The sequence below is a fragment of the Nonomuraea africana genome (genome assembly GCF_014873535.1).
GTDB lineage: Bacteria > Actinomycetota > Actinomycetes > Streptosporangiales > Streptosporangiaceae > Nonomuraea > Nonomuraea africana.
In genome coordinates this window covers 5691285-5705303 of record NZ_JADBEF010000001.1, presented here as the reverse complement: position 1 = coordinate 5705303, position 14019 = coordinate 5691285, and the positions used below count along the sequence as shown (strand labels likewise).

Here is a 14019-nt window from a genome sequence, read left to right as displayed (position 1 = left end):
CGCATGTCCGGGGCCCTTTTCCGGAGGTTCCCGATGTACATCACGACCACCATCCCCTACGTCAACGCCCGTCCCCACCTGGGGTTCGCGTTGGAGATCGTCCAGGCCGACGTGCTGGCCAGGCACTACCGCAGGCGCGAGCCCGTACGCTTCCAGACCGGCACCGACGACAACTCGCTGAAGAACGTGCTGGCCGCGCAGGCGGCCGGCGTGCCGGTCCAGGAGTTCGTCGACCGCAATGCCAGGGCCTTCGAAGACCTGCGCGGGCCGCTGGCGCTCTCCTTCGACTCCTTCGTCCGCACCAGCCGCGACCCGGCGCACCGGCGGGGCGTCGAGCGGCTGTGGCGGGCCACCGCCCACGACGTCTACCAGCGGCACTACGCGGGCCTGTACTGCGTGGGCTGCGAGCAGTTCGCCACCGGCGACGGCTGTCCCGAGCACGGCGGCCCGCTCCAGGTGGTCGAGGAGAAGAACTGGTTCTTCCGCCTCTCCCGCTACCAGGACCAGCTCAGGGAGCTCATCGCCGGCGGTCGCCTGCGCATCGAGCCCGCCGCCCGCAGGAACGAGGTGCTGGCCTTCATCGAGGCGGGGCTCGAGGACATCAGCGTCTCCCGCTCGCAGGAGCGGGCCAGGGGCTGGGGCATCCCCGTGCCGGACGACCCCTCGCAGGTCGTCTACGTCTGGTGGGACGCGCTGGCCAACTACGTCACCGCCCTGGACGACTACGAGCGCTGGTGGGCGCGGGGCCGGAAGATCCACCTGGTCGGCAAGGGCGTGATCCGCTTCCACGCCGTCTACTGGCCGGCGATGCTGCTGTCGGCGGGTGAGCCGCTGCCCACCGAGATCTACGTCCACGACTACCTGACCGTCGAGGGTCGCAAGATCTCCAAGTCCTCGGGCTCCGCCGTCGATCCGGTGGAGCTGGCCGGACGCTACGGTGGCGACGCGGTGCGGTGGTGGCTGCTGCGCGAGGTGCCGCGCGTCGGCGACGCCGACTTCACCGAGGTACGGCTGGCGGCCAGGTACGACGAGGACCTGGCCAACGGCGTCGGCAACCTGGTGAAGCGGGTCGTCACCATGGTCCACAGGTTCCGCGACGGCCAGGTGCCCGACGTGCCGACCGAGCCGCTCGTTCCCGACGTCGAGGAGCGGGTCCACCGGGCGCTGGAGGAGTTCGACTTCCGCACGGCGGCCTCGGCGGTGTGGTCGATCGTGGAGGAGGCCAACCGCTACATCGAGCGCGAGCGGCCGTGGAAGCAGGCCGATCCAGGCGTGGCGCTGGCGACGCTGGTCCAGGCCTGCCGGGCGCTGGCCGTCCAGCTGGAGGTGTTCCTGCCCGAGGCGGCGGCGAGGGTCGCGGCGGCGGTGGCGGGGGAGCGGCTGCCCGCGCCCGCGCCATTGTTCCCGAGGATCGATTGACGTAGGTTGGCGCGAACAGACCAGCCGGTATGGGAGGTTGCTCATGCCCACCGTTCCCACCGTCCGCGGGCAGGTCGACGTCGGTGACCTCGGCCAGACCCTCATGCACGAGCACATCTTCGCGCTCTCCACCGAGCACAGGGACAACTACGGCGACGGGGACTGGTGGGACGAGGAGTTCAGGGTCGCCGACGCGATCGGCAAGCTGAGGGCGGTGGCCGCGAAGGGCGTGCGGACGATCGTCGACCCGACGGTGTGGGGGCTCGGGAGGTACATCCCGCGCATCCAGCGCATCGCCGAGGAGGTGCCCGAGCTCCACATCATCGTCGCCACCGGCCTCTACTTCTACGACCTGCCGCCCCACCCCTACGAGCATCGCGGGCCAGGGCTGCTCATGGACATGCCCGATCCGATGATCGACGACATGGTCCGCGACCTCACCAGGGGCATCGCCGACACGGGGGTCAGGGCCGCGTTCATCAAGTGCGTGGTGGACAAGCGCGGGATGACCGAGGGCGTCGAGCGGATGTGCCGGGCCGCCGCGCAGGCGCACGTCCGGACCGGCGCGCCGATCACCGTCCACACCGACTCGCCCTCGCGGTCGGGGCTCCTGGCGCTCGACCTGTTCGCCAAGGAGGGCGTCGACCTGAGCAAGGTCGTCGTCGGTCACGCCGGTGACAGCAACGACCTCGACTATCTGCGCAGGCTCGCCGACACCGGCGCGATCCTCGGGATGGACCGGTTCGGGCTCGACATGTACAACCCGACCGACCAGCGGGTCGCCACGGTCGCCGCGCTGTGCGAACGCGGGTACGCCGACCGGATGGTGCTGAGCCACGACGCCGCCTGCTTCATGGACTATTTCGCCGGGGACTGGGACGAAGGGGTCCCCCTGGTGGCGCCGAACTGGCGTTATGACCACATTCACGATGAGGTTCTGCCTGCGCTCCGCGCCGCCGGTGTAACAGATCAGCACATAGAACAGCTCCTGGTTGCCAACCCGGCCCGCTACTTCTCTTGACCTGCTCCCCACCTTGAAGGACGGGGAGTCCCGTGCCGCTCACGCGGCAGCTCGCGGCGCGCGTGCGCGGCGGCTGTGGAACGGGGTGCTTGACGCTTCGCCGGCCCTTGCGGGTCGAAGGAGCGTCCGGAGACGACAAGCCCTGCCGCCTTGTATCGGATGGTTTTCGCGGCGTTGATGTCGGCGTGCTCGCGGTGGGTGCAGGTGGTGCAGACAAAGAGGGCTTGGCTCTCGCGGCTCTTCGCATCCACCGCCTGACAGTTCGAGCACGTCTGAGATGTGTATGCCGGGTTGATCTTGATGATGGTGCTGCCGGTGTATCTGGCTTTCGACCGGAGCGCGACTTCGAGGCCGTACCAGCCCTTGTCCAGGATCGCTTTGTTGAGGCCGGACTTCGCCGCTGCCCCGTTCGCGAGGTACGCGCAGGGCGTCTCCCTGCTCTACCTGCGCAAGGAGTTCACCGGCCACCTCAACCCACGCACAGCCACTTCTGGTCGCCCAGCTACCCCGCCGCCTCGTGCGGTGGAGCGCCACCGACCATCATCAGCGCCTGCATCGAACAACGGCGGCGACCAACATGACCGCTCTGGGTCCGCGCTGCGGGATGTCCCGCCTACCGGCGGGACATCCCCCGACGGGACCGCATTCATCCCGGCCTGAAGCTGAAGGCCGAGGCTTTCTGCGGACCTTCGGTAAAGTAGCGGGATCTGACAGTGCTACACGGGTAGGTGGAGCTGGGTGACTGCGGAGCAGGCCTTGTCGATCAGCCTCGGACTGCAAGGTCCTTGCGTCATCGCGAGGCTCACGGGAGAGTTCGACTTCGGATCGGCGGCCGAGGTACGTGATCGGGTCACCAAGGCGCTCGATCTCAGTCAGCCTCCGATGATCGTCATCGACATGCAGGCGGTGAGCGTCTGCGACTCCTCGGGCCTGTCCGTTCTGGTCTATCTCCACAAGGCGGTCACCGCCTCGGGCGGGCGGATGCTGCTGTCCGGTCTGAACGGGCGGTGCAAACACCTGTTCGCCATCACCGCTCTCGACAAGTTCTTCGAGATCAGGACCACAGCCGAACTGGCCATCGCCGAACTCAGCGAATCTGGGCATTCTCCGCCGTTTGTCGGGTAGTCGGGCGGCATGGCGGACCTGTTGGGTGACTACCTCAAGGAGATCGGCAGGGTCCCGCTGCTCACCGCCGAGGAGGAGGTCGAGCTCGCCCGGCGGGTCGAAGCGGGCCTGTACGCGCGCCACCTGCTCGCCCACGGAGACGACCGGCCCGTGCTGCGTGTCGTTGTCCGCGAGGGCGAGCAGGCCAAGGACCGGCTGATCCGCGCCAACCTGCGCCTGGTCGTGGCCGCGGCCAAGCGCTACGCGCACCGGGGGCTCCCCCTGATCGACGTGATCCAGGAGGGCAACCTCGGGCTGATCAGGGCGGTGGAGAAGTTCGACTACCGGCGCGGGTACAAGTTCTCCACCTACGGCATGTGGTGGATCAGGCAGGCGATCGAGCGCGGCATCAACGACAAGGGCAGAACCGTCAGGCTGCCCGTCCACGTGGCGGAGGAGGTCTCGCGGCTGTCCAGGATCGCCCGGCGGCTCGCCGCCGACCTGGGCAGGGAGCCCTCGGAGGAGGAGCTCGCCGGAACGGCGGGCCGTACGGTGGAGCAGGTCGCGGGACTGCGCAGGCTGGCCAGGGAGACGGTCAGCCTCGACACGCCGGTCGGCGAGAACGGCGAGGCGAGCGTCGGCGACCTGATCGCCGACGAGGACCTGCTGCAGGTGCAGGAGCTGATGGAGCTGAGGGCGCTGTCGGCGGAGCTGCGCGGGCTGGTGCAGTCGCTGCCGCCGCGCGAGGCGTTCATCATCAGGCGCAGGTACGGCCTGGTCGACGGCAAGGTGCTCACCTACCAGGAGATAGCCGACAGCCTGGGGCTGACCAGGGAGCGCATCAGGCAGCTGGAGAAGCAGGCGCTGCGGCGGCTCAGGGAGGGCGGACCCCTGCTGGCCTGGGCGTCCTAGCCCCGGTTTGACAGGTTTGACGACTGCGGACGCTGGTATGTCGGGGCGCGCACCTATGTCCGCTACATGTACTACCGCTGACGTCCGTTACGTGCACTACCGCCGATCGCGGCCCTCGCCTTGACTGTTTGCGCTGCCCGCAGGTTGACGTTCGTGGTGAAACCGGGGCGGCTCGGGATGGGGCGGCTGTCGGCGGTGTTGAGCTGCCGTCGCTGTTGAATGCCGTCGGTGGTGCATGCCGAAAGCCCACGGACGGCTCCTGCGGGAGCCGTCCGTGGGCTGGTGCTACAAGCCTTGGATCAGGCTGTGATCATGAGGGCGAGGCCGATGAGGACCACGATCGGGACCACCCAGACGACAGCCTCGGCCGCGAACTCCTTGTACATGGTGTGCTCTCCCTCAATGGGCCACAGAAAAGGTCACTGCGCAGCATAGCGGCCGTGGTCAGTGGTCGGTCCCCTGGTCGGGGCGCTGGGCGAGCCTGAGCCGCTTGGCGAGGCTGAAGCGCAGTTCGTCGGCCATCGCCAGCGGCAGGTCGCGGGAGTCGGCCTCGACGCGTTCGAGCACCTCGGGACGATCACCCAGATGCCGCGTCCAGGCCCGCAGGACCTGGGGCATCGCGCTGATGGCCGCCTCGCTGAGGATGGCCTCCCTGGGTAGCCACTCCTTGAGGAACCGCGTCACCCGGGCCGGACTCCACCACGAGGGACGGTCGCCGACGAACTCCACAAGTGTGGCGAACGCCTCATCCGCGCCAGGCAGGTCGGGGAGATCGTCGAAGCTGGTCACGGTGTCGTCGGGAGCGTGCCGTATGGGGTCGTGGACGGACCTGGCGCGGGCGAGCACGATCGCGCGGGCGGCCGGCAGCGTGTCGGCGACGGGGGCGCCCATGACGGCGTCGGTGAGGTCGAAGGCGTCGAGGATCCGCCCCGCCACCAGCGCGGGATCGGCGGGACGCACGTCCAGGTCGTCGAGGAACTTCGGCTCCTCGATCACGGCGTCGACCGCGAACCCGCCGTGGGCCTGGTCGATGGCCACGACGGCGAGGTGGGGCTCCTTCCCGTTGGGGTAGACGAAGGAGAGGATCGCCAGGGCCTGCTCGCCGTAGGGGTCGGCCATGCCGTACCAGCCCCCGTCGACCAGGGCCCGCCCCATCAACTCCATCCACGCCTCACCACCCCGCACACCGCTCCGGGCGTCGGCTTCGAGACGACCTCCCTCACTTCCCTCGCCCGCAGCTCCGGGACGACCTTCGAGGCCGATCTCGGTCTCGCGCTCGGGAGGAGCTTCGAGCGGTCCCTCAGCGCGGTCGGTGGGGAGGGGCTCCACGGCGGCGAGTGCGGTCAGGAGGAGGTGTGCCTCGCGGGTGTGGTCCTTGGCCGCGCGACGGCGGAGCGGCTCGGCCGTCCCCTCGGGCCCGGCGGCGGCCAGCCGGCTCGCCCAGAGCTCGGCCCGCAGCGGTGATCGCCACCTGAGCAGGTCGCGTGCCTGGCGTACGGCTTCGCGGTAGAGGTCGCTGGTGTTGTCCTTGGCACCCACCCCACGACCGTACCCAGTGAACGGACCGGCACAGCCCCCCGTCCGCTCGCCGCTGAACATCCGGGCGCCGACGGGGGGCAGATCGGTGGAGCGGACGGGCGCCGCCGGTGTCAGGCGGCGCCCGTCACTCGCTAGCGGTCGTCGCCCGCCAGTCCTGCCTTGCGCAGTGCCTCGGCCAGAGCGCCCGTCGGGGCGGGACGGTCCTGGCGGCGCTGCCCACCGCGCTGCCCGCCGCCCTGACGACCGCCGTCGCCCCGGCCGCCACCGTTTCCACGGCCGCCGTCAGCCCGGCCGCCATCCCCACGGCCGCCATCCCCACGGCCACCGCCGGAACGGCCCTCGCCAGAGCGCCCATCGCCCGAACGTCCGCCGCCCGTACGCGCGTCACCTGGACGGCCGTCAGCCGCGCGGCCGCCGGCCGTACGCCCATCGCCAGGACGGCCGCGCCCGCCGTCCGAGCGGCCCTCGCCCGAGCCGCGGGACCCGCGGTCACCGGCGCCGCCGCCGGCACCTGCGCCCCTGCCCTGGCGGGGGCGGCCCTCGCCCTGGGTGGCCTCGTCCTCGAGGCGCAGCGTCAGCGAGATGCGCTTGCGCGGGATGTCGACCTCGAGGACCTTCACCTTCACGATGTCGCCGGGCTTCACCACGTCGCGCGGGTCCTTGACGAACGTGCGTGACATGGCCGACACGTGCACCAGCCCGTCCTGGTGGACGCCGACGTCCACGAACGCGCCGAACGCCGCGACGTTCGTCACCACGCCCTCGAGGATCATGCCCGGCGCCAGGTCGGAGAGCTTCTCCACGCCCTCCTTGAACGTCGCCGTCTTGAAGGCGGGACGCGGGTCGCGTCCGGGCTTCTCGAGCTCGCCCAGGATGTCGGTCACCGTCGGCAGGCCGAAGGTGTCGTCGACGAAGTCGGCGGGCCGGAGCGAGCGCAGCGTCGCGGTGTTGCCGATGAGCGACTTGAGGTCGGCGCCCACCGCGGTCAGGATGCGCCGCACCACCGGATACGCCTCGGGGTGCACGCTGGAGGCGTCGAGCGGGTCGGCGCCCCCGGGAATGCGGAGGAATCCGGCGCACTGCTCGAACGCCTTGGGTCCGAGTCTCGGCACCTCCTTGAGCGCCGTGCGCGACCTGAAGGGGCCGTTGGCGTCGCGATGCTGGACGATGTTGTCGGCCAGCGTCGCCCCGATGCCCGACACGCGGGTCAGCAGCGGCGCCGAGGCGGTGTTGACGTCGACGCCGACCGCGTTGACGCAGTCTTCGACCACCGCGTCGAGCGAACGGGACAGCTTGGACTCGGCCAGGTCGTGCTGGTACTGCCCGACGCCGATGGACTTCGGGTCGATCTTGACCAGTTCGGCCAGCGGGTCCTGCAGGCGGCGGGCGATCGAGACCGCGCCGCGCAGGGAGACGTCGAGGTCGGGCAGCTCCTGCGAGGCGTAGGCGGAGGCGGAGTAGACGGACGCGCCGGCCTCCGACACCACGATCTTGGTCAACCCGGGCATGTGCTTGACCAGCTCACCGGCCAGCTTGTCGGTCTCGCGGGAGGCGGTGCCGTTGCCGATCGCGATCAGCTCGACGCCGTGCTTCTGGGCGAGCGCGCCGAGCACGGCGAGCGACTGGTCCCACTGGCGCTTCGGCTCGTGCGGATAGATGGTCGCGGTGTCGACGACCTTGCCGGTGGCGTCGACCACGGCCACCTTGACGCCGGTGCGCAGCCCCGGGTCGAGGCCCATCGTCGCGCGGGTGCCGGCGGGCGCGGCCAGCAGCAGGTCGCGCAGGTTGGCGGCGAAGACCCCCACCGCTTCGTCCTCGGCCGCCTGCCACAGCCGCATGCGCAGGTCGAGGCCGAGGTGGACGAGGATGCGCGTGCGCCAGGCCCAGCGGACCGTGTCGTTCAGCCACTTGTCGGCGGGCCTGCCCTGGTCGGAGATGCCGAAGCGGGCGGCGATGCGCAGCTCGTACTCGGGCCCCTCCTCGGGCTCGAGCGCGACCGAGAGGATCTCCTCCTTCTCGCCGCGGAACATCGCCAGGATCCGGTGCGAGGGCAGCTTGGTGAACGGCTCGCTGAAGTCGAAGTAGTCGGAGAACTTGGCCCCCGCCTCCTCCTTGCCCTCGCGCACGGTCGACACCGCCCTGCCGTTCGACCACATGCGCTCGCGCAGCGTGCCGATCAGGTCGGCGTCCTCGGCGAACCGTTCGATCAGGATGGCCCTGGCGCCCTCCAGGGCGGCGGCCGCGTCGGCCAGCCCCTCCACGACGTAGGGGCCGGCGGTGGCGATCGGGTCGAGCGTCGGGTCGGCGAGCAGCGCGTCGGCCAGCGGCTCCAGGCCCAGCTCACGCGCGATCATGGCCTTGGTGCGGCGCTTCGGCTTGTAGGGGAGGTAGATGTCCTCCAGGCGGGCCTTGGTGTCGGCCGCGACGATCTGCTCCCTGAGCTCGTCGGTCAGCTTGCCCTGCGACTCGATCGACTCGAGGATCGCCGTGCGCCGCTCCTCGAGCTCGCGCAGGTAGCGCAGCCGCTCCTCCAGCGTGCGCAGCTGCGCGTCGTCGAGCGCGCCGGTGACCTCCTTGCGGTAGCGCGCGATGAACGGCACGGTGGCGCCGCCGTCGAGCAAGTCGACCGCCGCTTGCACCTGCCCGTCGCGTACGCCCAGCTCTTCCGCGATCCGCTGGTGAATAGAGAGCACTGATTCGCCTTTCGATGGTCCGCCGCCCAATTCTGCCGGACCGGGGGATGAGGTTCTTCCTGTCTGCCGGGCGGTTGTTCTCTCTCCTTCCTGTACGGCAAGCCCGTCTGGCGCCTCCGCCGGTCGCATGGTGCCGTCCGCCGAGGGCGCGTGCCCAGCAGAACTTCGGTTCCCGCCGTCACGGCGGGCCTGAACCCGAAACCCTAAACCCCCGCACCGACGATTTCGCTCCGGCCCACGCCCATCAGATGGCGGCAGGGGACATCCGGGCACTCTCAGCACTTTCGCTGCCTCATGCCGGCCGCCGGGCCTTCAGCAAGGTCCGGTGGCGCGGGTTCTACAGCGCGGCCGCGAGCCGTTCGACGCCTGGGCCCGACACTGCTGCCAGCCCGGCCGGTCGTCCGGTCGCCAGAAGGAGGAGGTCGCACACCGGCCCCCGTACCTCGTCCGGGCCCTCGCCCGCCGACCACTCCGCGTCGGTGGCGACCAGCCTCGTGCCGGCCAGACGCTTGGGCGCGCCGTAGAACGGACTGGCCAGGACGTGCCCGATCGCCGCCAGCGCCGGCTGCACGGGCATCTTCCGCGCGCGTCCGAGAGGCCGCGCGATGTCCTGCCCGTGCACCAGGGCGTCGACGAGCGGGTCCAGAGGGCTGGCGAGGGGTGCGCGGCGCGCCGAGCCCGCCGTCTCGCGGATCTGCGCGATGAGCTCGGCGGGGCTGAACCTGGCCGCCCGGTCCCGGGCCATGTCGGCTTCCATCCGGTTGAAGTCACCGCGCGCCCGGATCGCCCACTTGATCGCGACGAGGAGGGTGGTGCGGGTGGACATCGTGATGTGCGCGGCCATGTCGTGCATCGTCCAGCCGGGGCACAGGGAAGGGGTCTGCCATTCGTGGTGGTCGAGGTCGTCGAGGAAGTCGGCGAGGCTGAGCCGTTCAGCCTTGACCCACGCGAGAATCTGGACACGGTCCATGTTTCGGGCTCTCCTCTTGGTGTCTGATGCGACGTCGGGCCTCTTGTCTGGGCGGCCTCTTGCTGGGCGACCGCGTGCTGGGCGGTCAACGTGTCGGACCGGCGGTGCCGGATGGTTCTGTGCCGGGCGGCCCTTCGAGCGTCACGTGCGGGGCGGGCGCGCCTTGGGGGGGTCGATGCCGGCGGTCACGGGGCGGGCGTGGTGTCGGGGCCGGGTGGGTCGATCGCGTTCAGTCTGCGGCGCAGGTGGGTGCGTTCGGGTTCGGTGCCGGCCAGGTCGAGTGCCTCGCGGTAGGCGGCCGCCGCCTCCGGGAGCCGGCCGAGCCGCTGCAGCAGGTCCGCCCGGGCCGCCGGGTAGGGAGGGTAGGCGCGCAGCCGCTCCTCGCCCGCCAGGTCGTCGAGCAGCGCCAGGCCCGCCTCCGGGCCGTCGCGCATCGCCACCGCCGCGGCCCGGTTCAGGGCGACGACCGGGGACGGGGCGAGGGCGAGCAGCACGTCGTAGAGCGCCACGATCTGCGGCCAGTCGGTGGTCGCGAGGTCCGCGGCCTCGTCGTGCAGCGCGGCGATGGCGGCCTGCACGCCGTACGGGCCGGGGGGCCGCCGGTCAGCGCGGCGGGCACCAGGGCGAGGCCCTCCTCGATCATCGCGTGGTCCCAGCGACTGCGGTCCTGGTCCTCGAGCAGCACCAGCCCGCCGTCCGCGCTGGTACGGGCGTCGCGCCGGGCGTGGATCAGGAGCATGAGCCCGAGCAGCCCGGTGACCTCCCGCTCGGCGGGGAGCAGTCGGCGCAGGATCCGCGTCAGCCGGATGGCCTCCTCGGCGAGGTCGAGCCGCTGCAACCGGGGGCCGGCGCTGGCCGCGTAGCCCTCGGTGAAGATGGAGTAGAGCACCTGGAGCACGCCAGGCAGGCGGGCGGGCAGCTCGTCGGCGCCCGGCACCCTGAAGGGGATCCGGGCCTCACGGATCTTCTTCTTCGCCCGCACGATCCGCTGTGCCATCGTCGCCGGCGGGACGAGAAAGGCCCGTGCGACCTCCGGCGTGGTCAGCCCGGCCAGGCACCGCAGGGTCAGCGCCCCGCGGGCCTCGGCAGGAAGGGCGGGGTGGGCGCAGGTGAAGAACAGCTGCAGCCGCTCGTCGGGTAGGTCGCCGCCCACGCCGGCGTCCGCGGGAGGGGCGGGGTCGGCCCGGTCCGCCTCCACCCGCAGGACGGCGAGCCGGGCGGCGTACGCCTGGTCACGCCGCAGCCGGTCGACGGCCTTGCGCCGCGCCGTCGTCAGCAGCCAGGCGCCGGGCCGGTCCGGCACACCCTGCACCGGCCAGTGCGCCAGAGCCGCCTCGATCGCCTCGGAGGCGACCTCCTCGGCCAGGTCCAGATCCCCGAAACGGCTCACGAGAGAGGCGAGCAGCCGACCGTGCTCCTCCCTGAACACCGCCTCCACCGCCCTGTCGGTGCCGCTCGCCCGCTCCCGCATCGCCGTCAGGCCCCGAAGTCGGCGACCGGCCGCACCACGACCGAACCGCTGCCGCGCGCACCGGGGCAGCGGGCGGCCCAGTCGAGCGCGACGTCCAGGTCCGGCACGTCGATGACGTAGAAGCCGCCGAGGACCTCGCGGGTCTCGGCGAACGGCCCGTCGGTGACGGTGCGCTCGCCGTCCGCGCCGACCCGGACCGACGTGGCGGTGACCAGGTCGGCCAGCGACTCACCCGAGACGTAGATCCCGGCGTCCCGCACGGCCTTGTCGTAGGCCATCCAGTCCTCGACGCTGCACTCGGCGGCCGCGCCGTTCTCGTCGATGGCACCACTGTTGATGAGCAGCATGTACTTCATGGTCCGGCTCCTTCAGGTTCTGTTCTCCTCGTGCGGCGGGTGGCCGCACACTATGACGACGAACGGCATGCACGCCTATCGACATCGCCCCCAGAGTTTTTCCAGGACGCGCGAATCAGGTGGACCGGTGAGGGTCGATTCCGGGAACCAGGTGGTGGGCGGGGGTGGATGAGAGGTCGCGGGGGGACGACGGAGGCGGACGAATGAACCGGGTGGACGGGTGGAGGCGAATCGGGGAACCGGGTGGTGGACGGAGGCGGACGAAAGACAGCGGTGGCTGGGGCGGGTGCCGTCCCCGGCGGAAGGGCGGCACCCGCGCCGGTTCAGCGGGCGGTGACCGCCCTCGCCGGGCTCGAACACGCCGGGCAGGCGGGGTCCGACCACGGCGCCGGCACCAGGTGGCCGTGATCGCGCCAGGTCACCGCGCTCCTGCCGCACCCGTTGTCGACGTGCCAGGCCTCGTAGGTGTGCTCCCACTCCTTGTGGCACAGGGCGCAGTGATGAGTCCACGTCTCCAGGACGACACAGGAATCCTTCATGGTCTTGCTCCGATCAGGTGGTGGTACGGCGGGCGCGGGCCCTGTCACGTACGCCACACGCAGAGCAGCGTCTGGAGCGCGGCCTTCCGCGCGCACGCGGGCGTGGCCGGCCTGACCACCACGGGATCGTGCCGCCTGACCACGGCGGGAGGGGGACGGCGGGCGGGCGGCTCGGCCCTTCGCGAGGCTTCGCCGGCGACGAGGAGCCGTTCGGCCACGACCGTCTCGCCCTCGGCGGCGAACGCCTCGGCGAGGGCGGGGCCGAGCCCGCCGACCTGAACGGTCCAGGCGAGGGCGGCCACGACCACCCACAGCCATGCCCGACCGCCGGGGGACAGGCGGGACATGGCGTTGCTCACGCTGTGTAGCGTCTCCTCGGCCTTGGGCGAAGAATCATCACACAGCGTAAATTTCGCGCGCGGTCACCCGGAGGTCAGGCGGAACTCCTGCGGGCTGATCCCCCGCTCCCGCTTGAACGCCGTGCTCAGCGCGAACGCGCTGCCGTACCCCACCCTGCGAGCCACCGACCCCACCGTCGCGTCGGGCTCGCGCAGGAGGTCGGCGGCCATGGCGAGACGCCAGCTCGTCAGATACGTCATCGGCGGTTCCCCCACCAGCTCCGTGAACCGCCGCGCCAGCGCGGCGCGGGACACCCCGACGCGCTCGGCCAGCGTCGCCACGGTCCACGGGTTCGCCGGCTCGTTGTGCAGGACCCGCAGGGCGCGGCCCACGACGGGATCGCTGTGCGCCTGGTACCAGGCGGGCGCCGCGGCCTCCGGACGGGAGAACCAGGCCCGCAGCGTGGCGATCAGCAGCAGGTCGAGCAGGCGGTCGAGGAAGACCTCCTGCCCCGGCTGGTCCTTGGCGACCTCGTCGCCGAGCAGCGCGAGCAGGGGCGAGTCGAGCGCGGGCACCACGACCGTGGCGGGCAGGGCGCGCAGCAGCCGCTGGCTGATCTCGCCGCGCATCTGGTAGGTGCCGCTGAGCATGGCGGCGGGGCCGTCCATGCTCTCGCCCCAGGTGCGGACGCCCAGGTCCATGGAGGCGCACAGCTCCACGCCGTCGACGGTGGTGCTGCGCTCTCCCGGGTGGATCAGGATGGTGGGCTCGGTGTCGGGGGAGTCGGCCACGTTGTACGCCTCGGGGCCGCGCATGATCGCGACATCGCCGGGGCTGAGCCGTACGGGAGAGCCCCCGTCGGGGAGCACCCACGCGTCGCCGCGCAGCATCGAGACCAGCGTCAGCGGGGCGCGGTCGAGAATGCGCACCGACCACGGCGGTGTCATGATCGAGCGGAGCAGGAAGGCGCCGCGGGCGCGCGGGCCGTCGAGGAGTCCGGCGAGGGCGTCCATGAGCCAGAGCCTAGACGCTCGATGATGGAAGTGAGTGCTTGGGCCATGGCCCGTCTCAGGGGGCCGCGGCCAAGCTGAAGGCATGACAAATCTGGTGACCATGGCGGTGGGCGTGCTCAGCGTGCTGTTGCTGGGCGCGATGGCGGGACTGTTCTTCGCGTTCTCGACCTCGGTGATGCCGGGGCTCGACGCGATCGAGCCTGAGCGGGCCGTCGCGGCGATGAGGAGTGCCAACAAGAAGATCCTCAACCCGCTCTTCCTGCTGATGTTCCTGGCGGCCCCCGTCGCGCCGATCGTGACGGGCGTGCTGCTCATGACGCAGGACCGCACCGATGCGGGTGTCGCGTTCCTGGTCGCCGGCGGGGTGTACGTCGTGGGGGCCTTCGTGGTCACCTCAGGCGTCAATGTGCCGATGAACAACGCGCTCGAAGCGGGGACCGGCTCTGCCGAGCGGCTCTGGGCGGACTACTCGCCCAGGTGGCAGCGGTGGAACCTGATCAGGGGCCTGGCGAGCTTCGTGGCGCTGGGTATCGCGGCGGTGGGCCTGTTGTTGTGGTGATACTCGCGAAGGGGGAGGCGTAAGTAGATACGATCTTGCGCGTCGGGTGAAACCGGGCGAAAGGCCCGGATCGCCGCCTACGAA

Annotated in this window: 15 protein-coding genes; 5 read left to right on the top strand and 10 right to left on the bottom strand. The window is 71.1% G+C overall.

Annotated elements, in window-relative coordinates; genetic code table 11:
- Window positions 1-33: 33 nt before the first annotated feature.
- Both H4W81_RS27035 and H4W81_RS27030 read left to right on the top strand, forming a co-directional pair.
- A complete protein-coding gene (locus tag H4W81_RS27035) occupies window positions 34-1419 on the top strand; it encodes a methionine--tRNA ligase (RefSeq protein WP_192777388.1) in 1386 nt (461 codons plus the stop codon).
- Between the two features lie 43 nt (window positions 1420-1462).
- Window positions 1463-2440, top strand: coding sequence for a phosphotriesterase family protein (locus H4W81_RS27030; protein WP_192777387.1), 978 nt, complete (start codon window positions 1463-1465; stop codon window positions 2438-2440).
- Here H4W81_RS27030 and H4W81_RS27025 read toward each other — a convergent pair.
- Complete coding sequence (locus H4W81_RS27025) at window positions 2428-2742, bottom strand: zinc ribbon domain-containing protein (RefSeq protein ID WP_420538757.1); 315 nt, start codon at window positions 2740-2742, stop codon at window positions 2428-2430. The genes H4W81_RS27030 and H4W81_RS27025 overlap by 13 nt on opposite strands.
- Before the next feature lie 436 nt (window positions 2743-3178).
- Here H4W81_RS27025 and H4W81_RS27020 point away from each other — a divergent pair, with 436 nt between their 5' ends.
- Both H4W81_RS27020 and H4W81_RS27015 read left to right on the top strand, forming a co-directional pair.
- The gene (locus H4W81_RS27020) at window positions 3179-3565 is read left to right on the top strand and encodes an STAS domain-containing protein (protein ID WP_192777386.1); all 387 of its coding nucleotides are present in this window, start codon (window positions 3179-3181) and stop codon (window positions 3563-3565) included.
- Between the two features lie 9 nt (window positions 3566-3574).
- A complete protein-coding gene (locus H4W81_RS27015) occupies window positions 3575-4456 on the top strand; it encodes a sigma-70 family RNA polymerase sigma factor (protein ID WP_192777385.1) in 882 nt (293 codons plus the stop codon).
- 444 nt (window positions 4457-4900) lie between these two features.
- Here H4W81_RS27015 and H4W81_RS27010 read toward each other — a convergent pair whose 3' ends face one another.
- The 9 genes from H4W81_RS27010 to H4W81_RS26975 all read right to left on the bottom strand — a co-directional run bounded on the left by H4W81_RS27010 (window position 4901) and on the right by H4W81_RS26975 (window position 13376).
- Window positions 4901-5995 carry a hypothetical protein gene (locus H4W81_RS27010; RefSeq protein ID WP_192777384.1) on the bottom strand — a complete coding sequence of 365 codons (1095 nt, stop codon included), beginning with the start codon at window positions 5993-5995 and terminating at the stop codon, window positions 4901-4903.
- Between the two features lie 131 nt (window positions 5996-6126).
- Entirely contained in the window at window positions 6127-8688 is a 2562-nt protein-coding gene (locus H4W81_RS27005; protein WP_318781984.1) for a Tex family protein, read from the bottom strand.
- A gap of 337 nt (window positions 8689-9025) precedes the next feature.
- Complete coding sequence (locus H4W81_RS27000; RefSeq protein ID WP_192777382.1) at window positions 9026-9658, bottom strand: maleylpyruvate isomerase family mycothiol-dependent enzyme; 633 nt, start codon at window positions 9656-9658, stop codon at window positions 9026-9028.
- Window positions 9659-9843: 185 nt separating this feature from the next.
- Window positions 9844-10167, bottom strand: coding sequence for an RNA polymerase sigma factor (locus H4W81_RS49495; RefSeq protein WP_318781983.1), 324 nt, complete (start codon window positions 10165-10167; stop codon window positions 9844-9846).
- Window positions 10113-11129 (bottom strand): RNA polymerase sigma factor, encoded by a 1017-nt coding sequence (locus H4W81_RS26995; protein WP_318781982.1) that lies wholly within the window; start codon window positions 11127-11129, stop codon window positions 10113-10115. The genes H4W81_RS49495 and H4W81_RS26995 overlap by 55 nt, the downstream gene beginning before the upstream one ends.
- A gap of 5 nt (window positions 11130-11134) precedes the next feature.
- Entirely contained in the window at window positions 11135-11485 is a 351-nt protein-coding gene (locus tag H4W81_RS26990; protein WP_192777381.1) for a YciI family protein, read from the bottom strand.
- 323 nt (window positions 11486-11808) lie between these two features.
- On the bottom strand, window positions 11809-12024 hold the full coding sequence (locus H4W81_RS26985; protein ID WP_192777380.1) for a hypothetical protein: 216 nt from the start codon (window positions 12022-12024) through the stop codon (window positions 11809-11811).
- Between the two features lie 44 nt (window positions 12025-12068).
- A complete protein-coding gene (locus H4W81_RS26980; RefSeq protein ID WP_192777379.1) occupies window positions 12069-12383 on the bottom strand; it encodes a hypothetical protein in 315 nt (104 codons plus the stop codon).
- Between the two features lie 63 nt (window positions 12384-12446).
- Window positions 12447-13376: an AraC family transcriptional regulator gene (locus H4W81_RS26975; protein WP_192777378.1), complete on the bottom strand. Its 930-nt coding sequence runs from the start codon at window positions 13374-13376 to the stop codon at window positions 12447-12449.
- Window positions 13377-13458: 82 nt separating this feature from the next.
- Here H4W81_RS26975 and H4W81_RS26970 point away from each other — a divergent pair, with 82 nt between their 5' ends.
- Window positions 13459-13935 carry an anthrone oxygenase family protein gene (locus H4W81_RS26970; protein ID WP_225958811.1) on the top strand — a complete coding sequence of 159 codons (477 nt, stop codon included), beginning with the start codon at window positions 13459-13461 and terminating at the stop codon, window positions 13933-13935.
- Window positions 13936-14019 lie beyond the last annotated feature (84 nt).

Bases quoted from the DNA above. Each gene is read 5' to 3' on its own strand.
- H4W81_RS27000 (WP_192777382.1), bottom strand. From the start codon at position 9,658: ATGGACCGTGTCCAGATTCTCGCGTGGGTCAAGGCTGAACGGCTCAGC.
- H4W81_RS26995 (WP_318781982.1), bottom strand. From the start codon at position 11,129: ATGCGGGAGCGGGCGAGCGGCACCGACAGGGCGGTGGAGGCGGTGTTC.
- H4W81_RS26985 (WP_192777380.1), bottom strand. From the start codon at position 12,024: ATGAAGGATTCCTGTGTCGTCCTGGAGACGTGGACTCATCACTGCGCC.
- H4W81_RS27035 (WP_192777388.1), top strand. From the start codon at position 34: ATGTACATCACGACCACCATCCCCTACGTCAACGCCCGTCCCCACCTG.
- H4W81_RS26970 (WP_225958811.1), top strand. From the start codon at position 13,459: ATGACAAATCTGGTGACCATGGCGGTGGGCGTGCTCAGCGTGCTGTTG.
- H4W81_RS27015 (WP_192777385.1), top strand. From the start codon at position 3,575: ATGGCGGACCTGTTGGGTGACTACCTCAAGGAGATCGGCAGGGTCCCG.
- H4W81_RS26990 (WP_192777381.1), bottom strand. From the start codon at position 11,485: ATGAAGTACATGCTGCTCATCAACAGTGGTGCCATCGACGAGAACGGC.
- H4W81_RS26975 (WP_192777378.1), bottom strand. From the start codon at position 13,376: ATGGACGCCCTCGCCGGACTCCTCGACGGCCCGCGCGCCCGCGGCGCC.
- H4W81_RS27030 (WP_192777387.1), top strand. From the start codon at position 1,463: ATGCCCACCGTTCCCACCGTCCGCGGGCAGGTCGACGTCGGTGACCTC.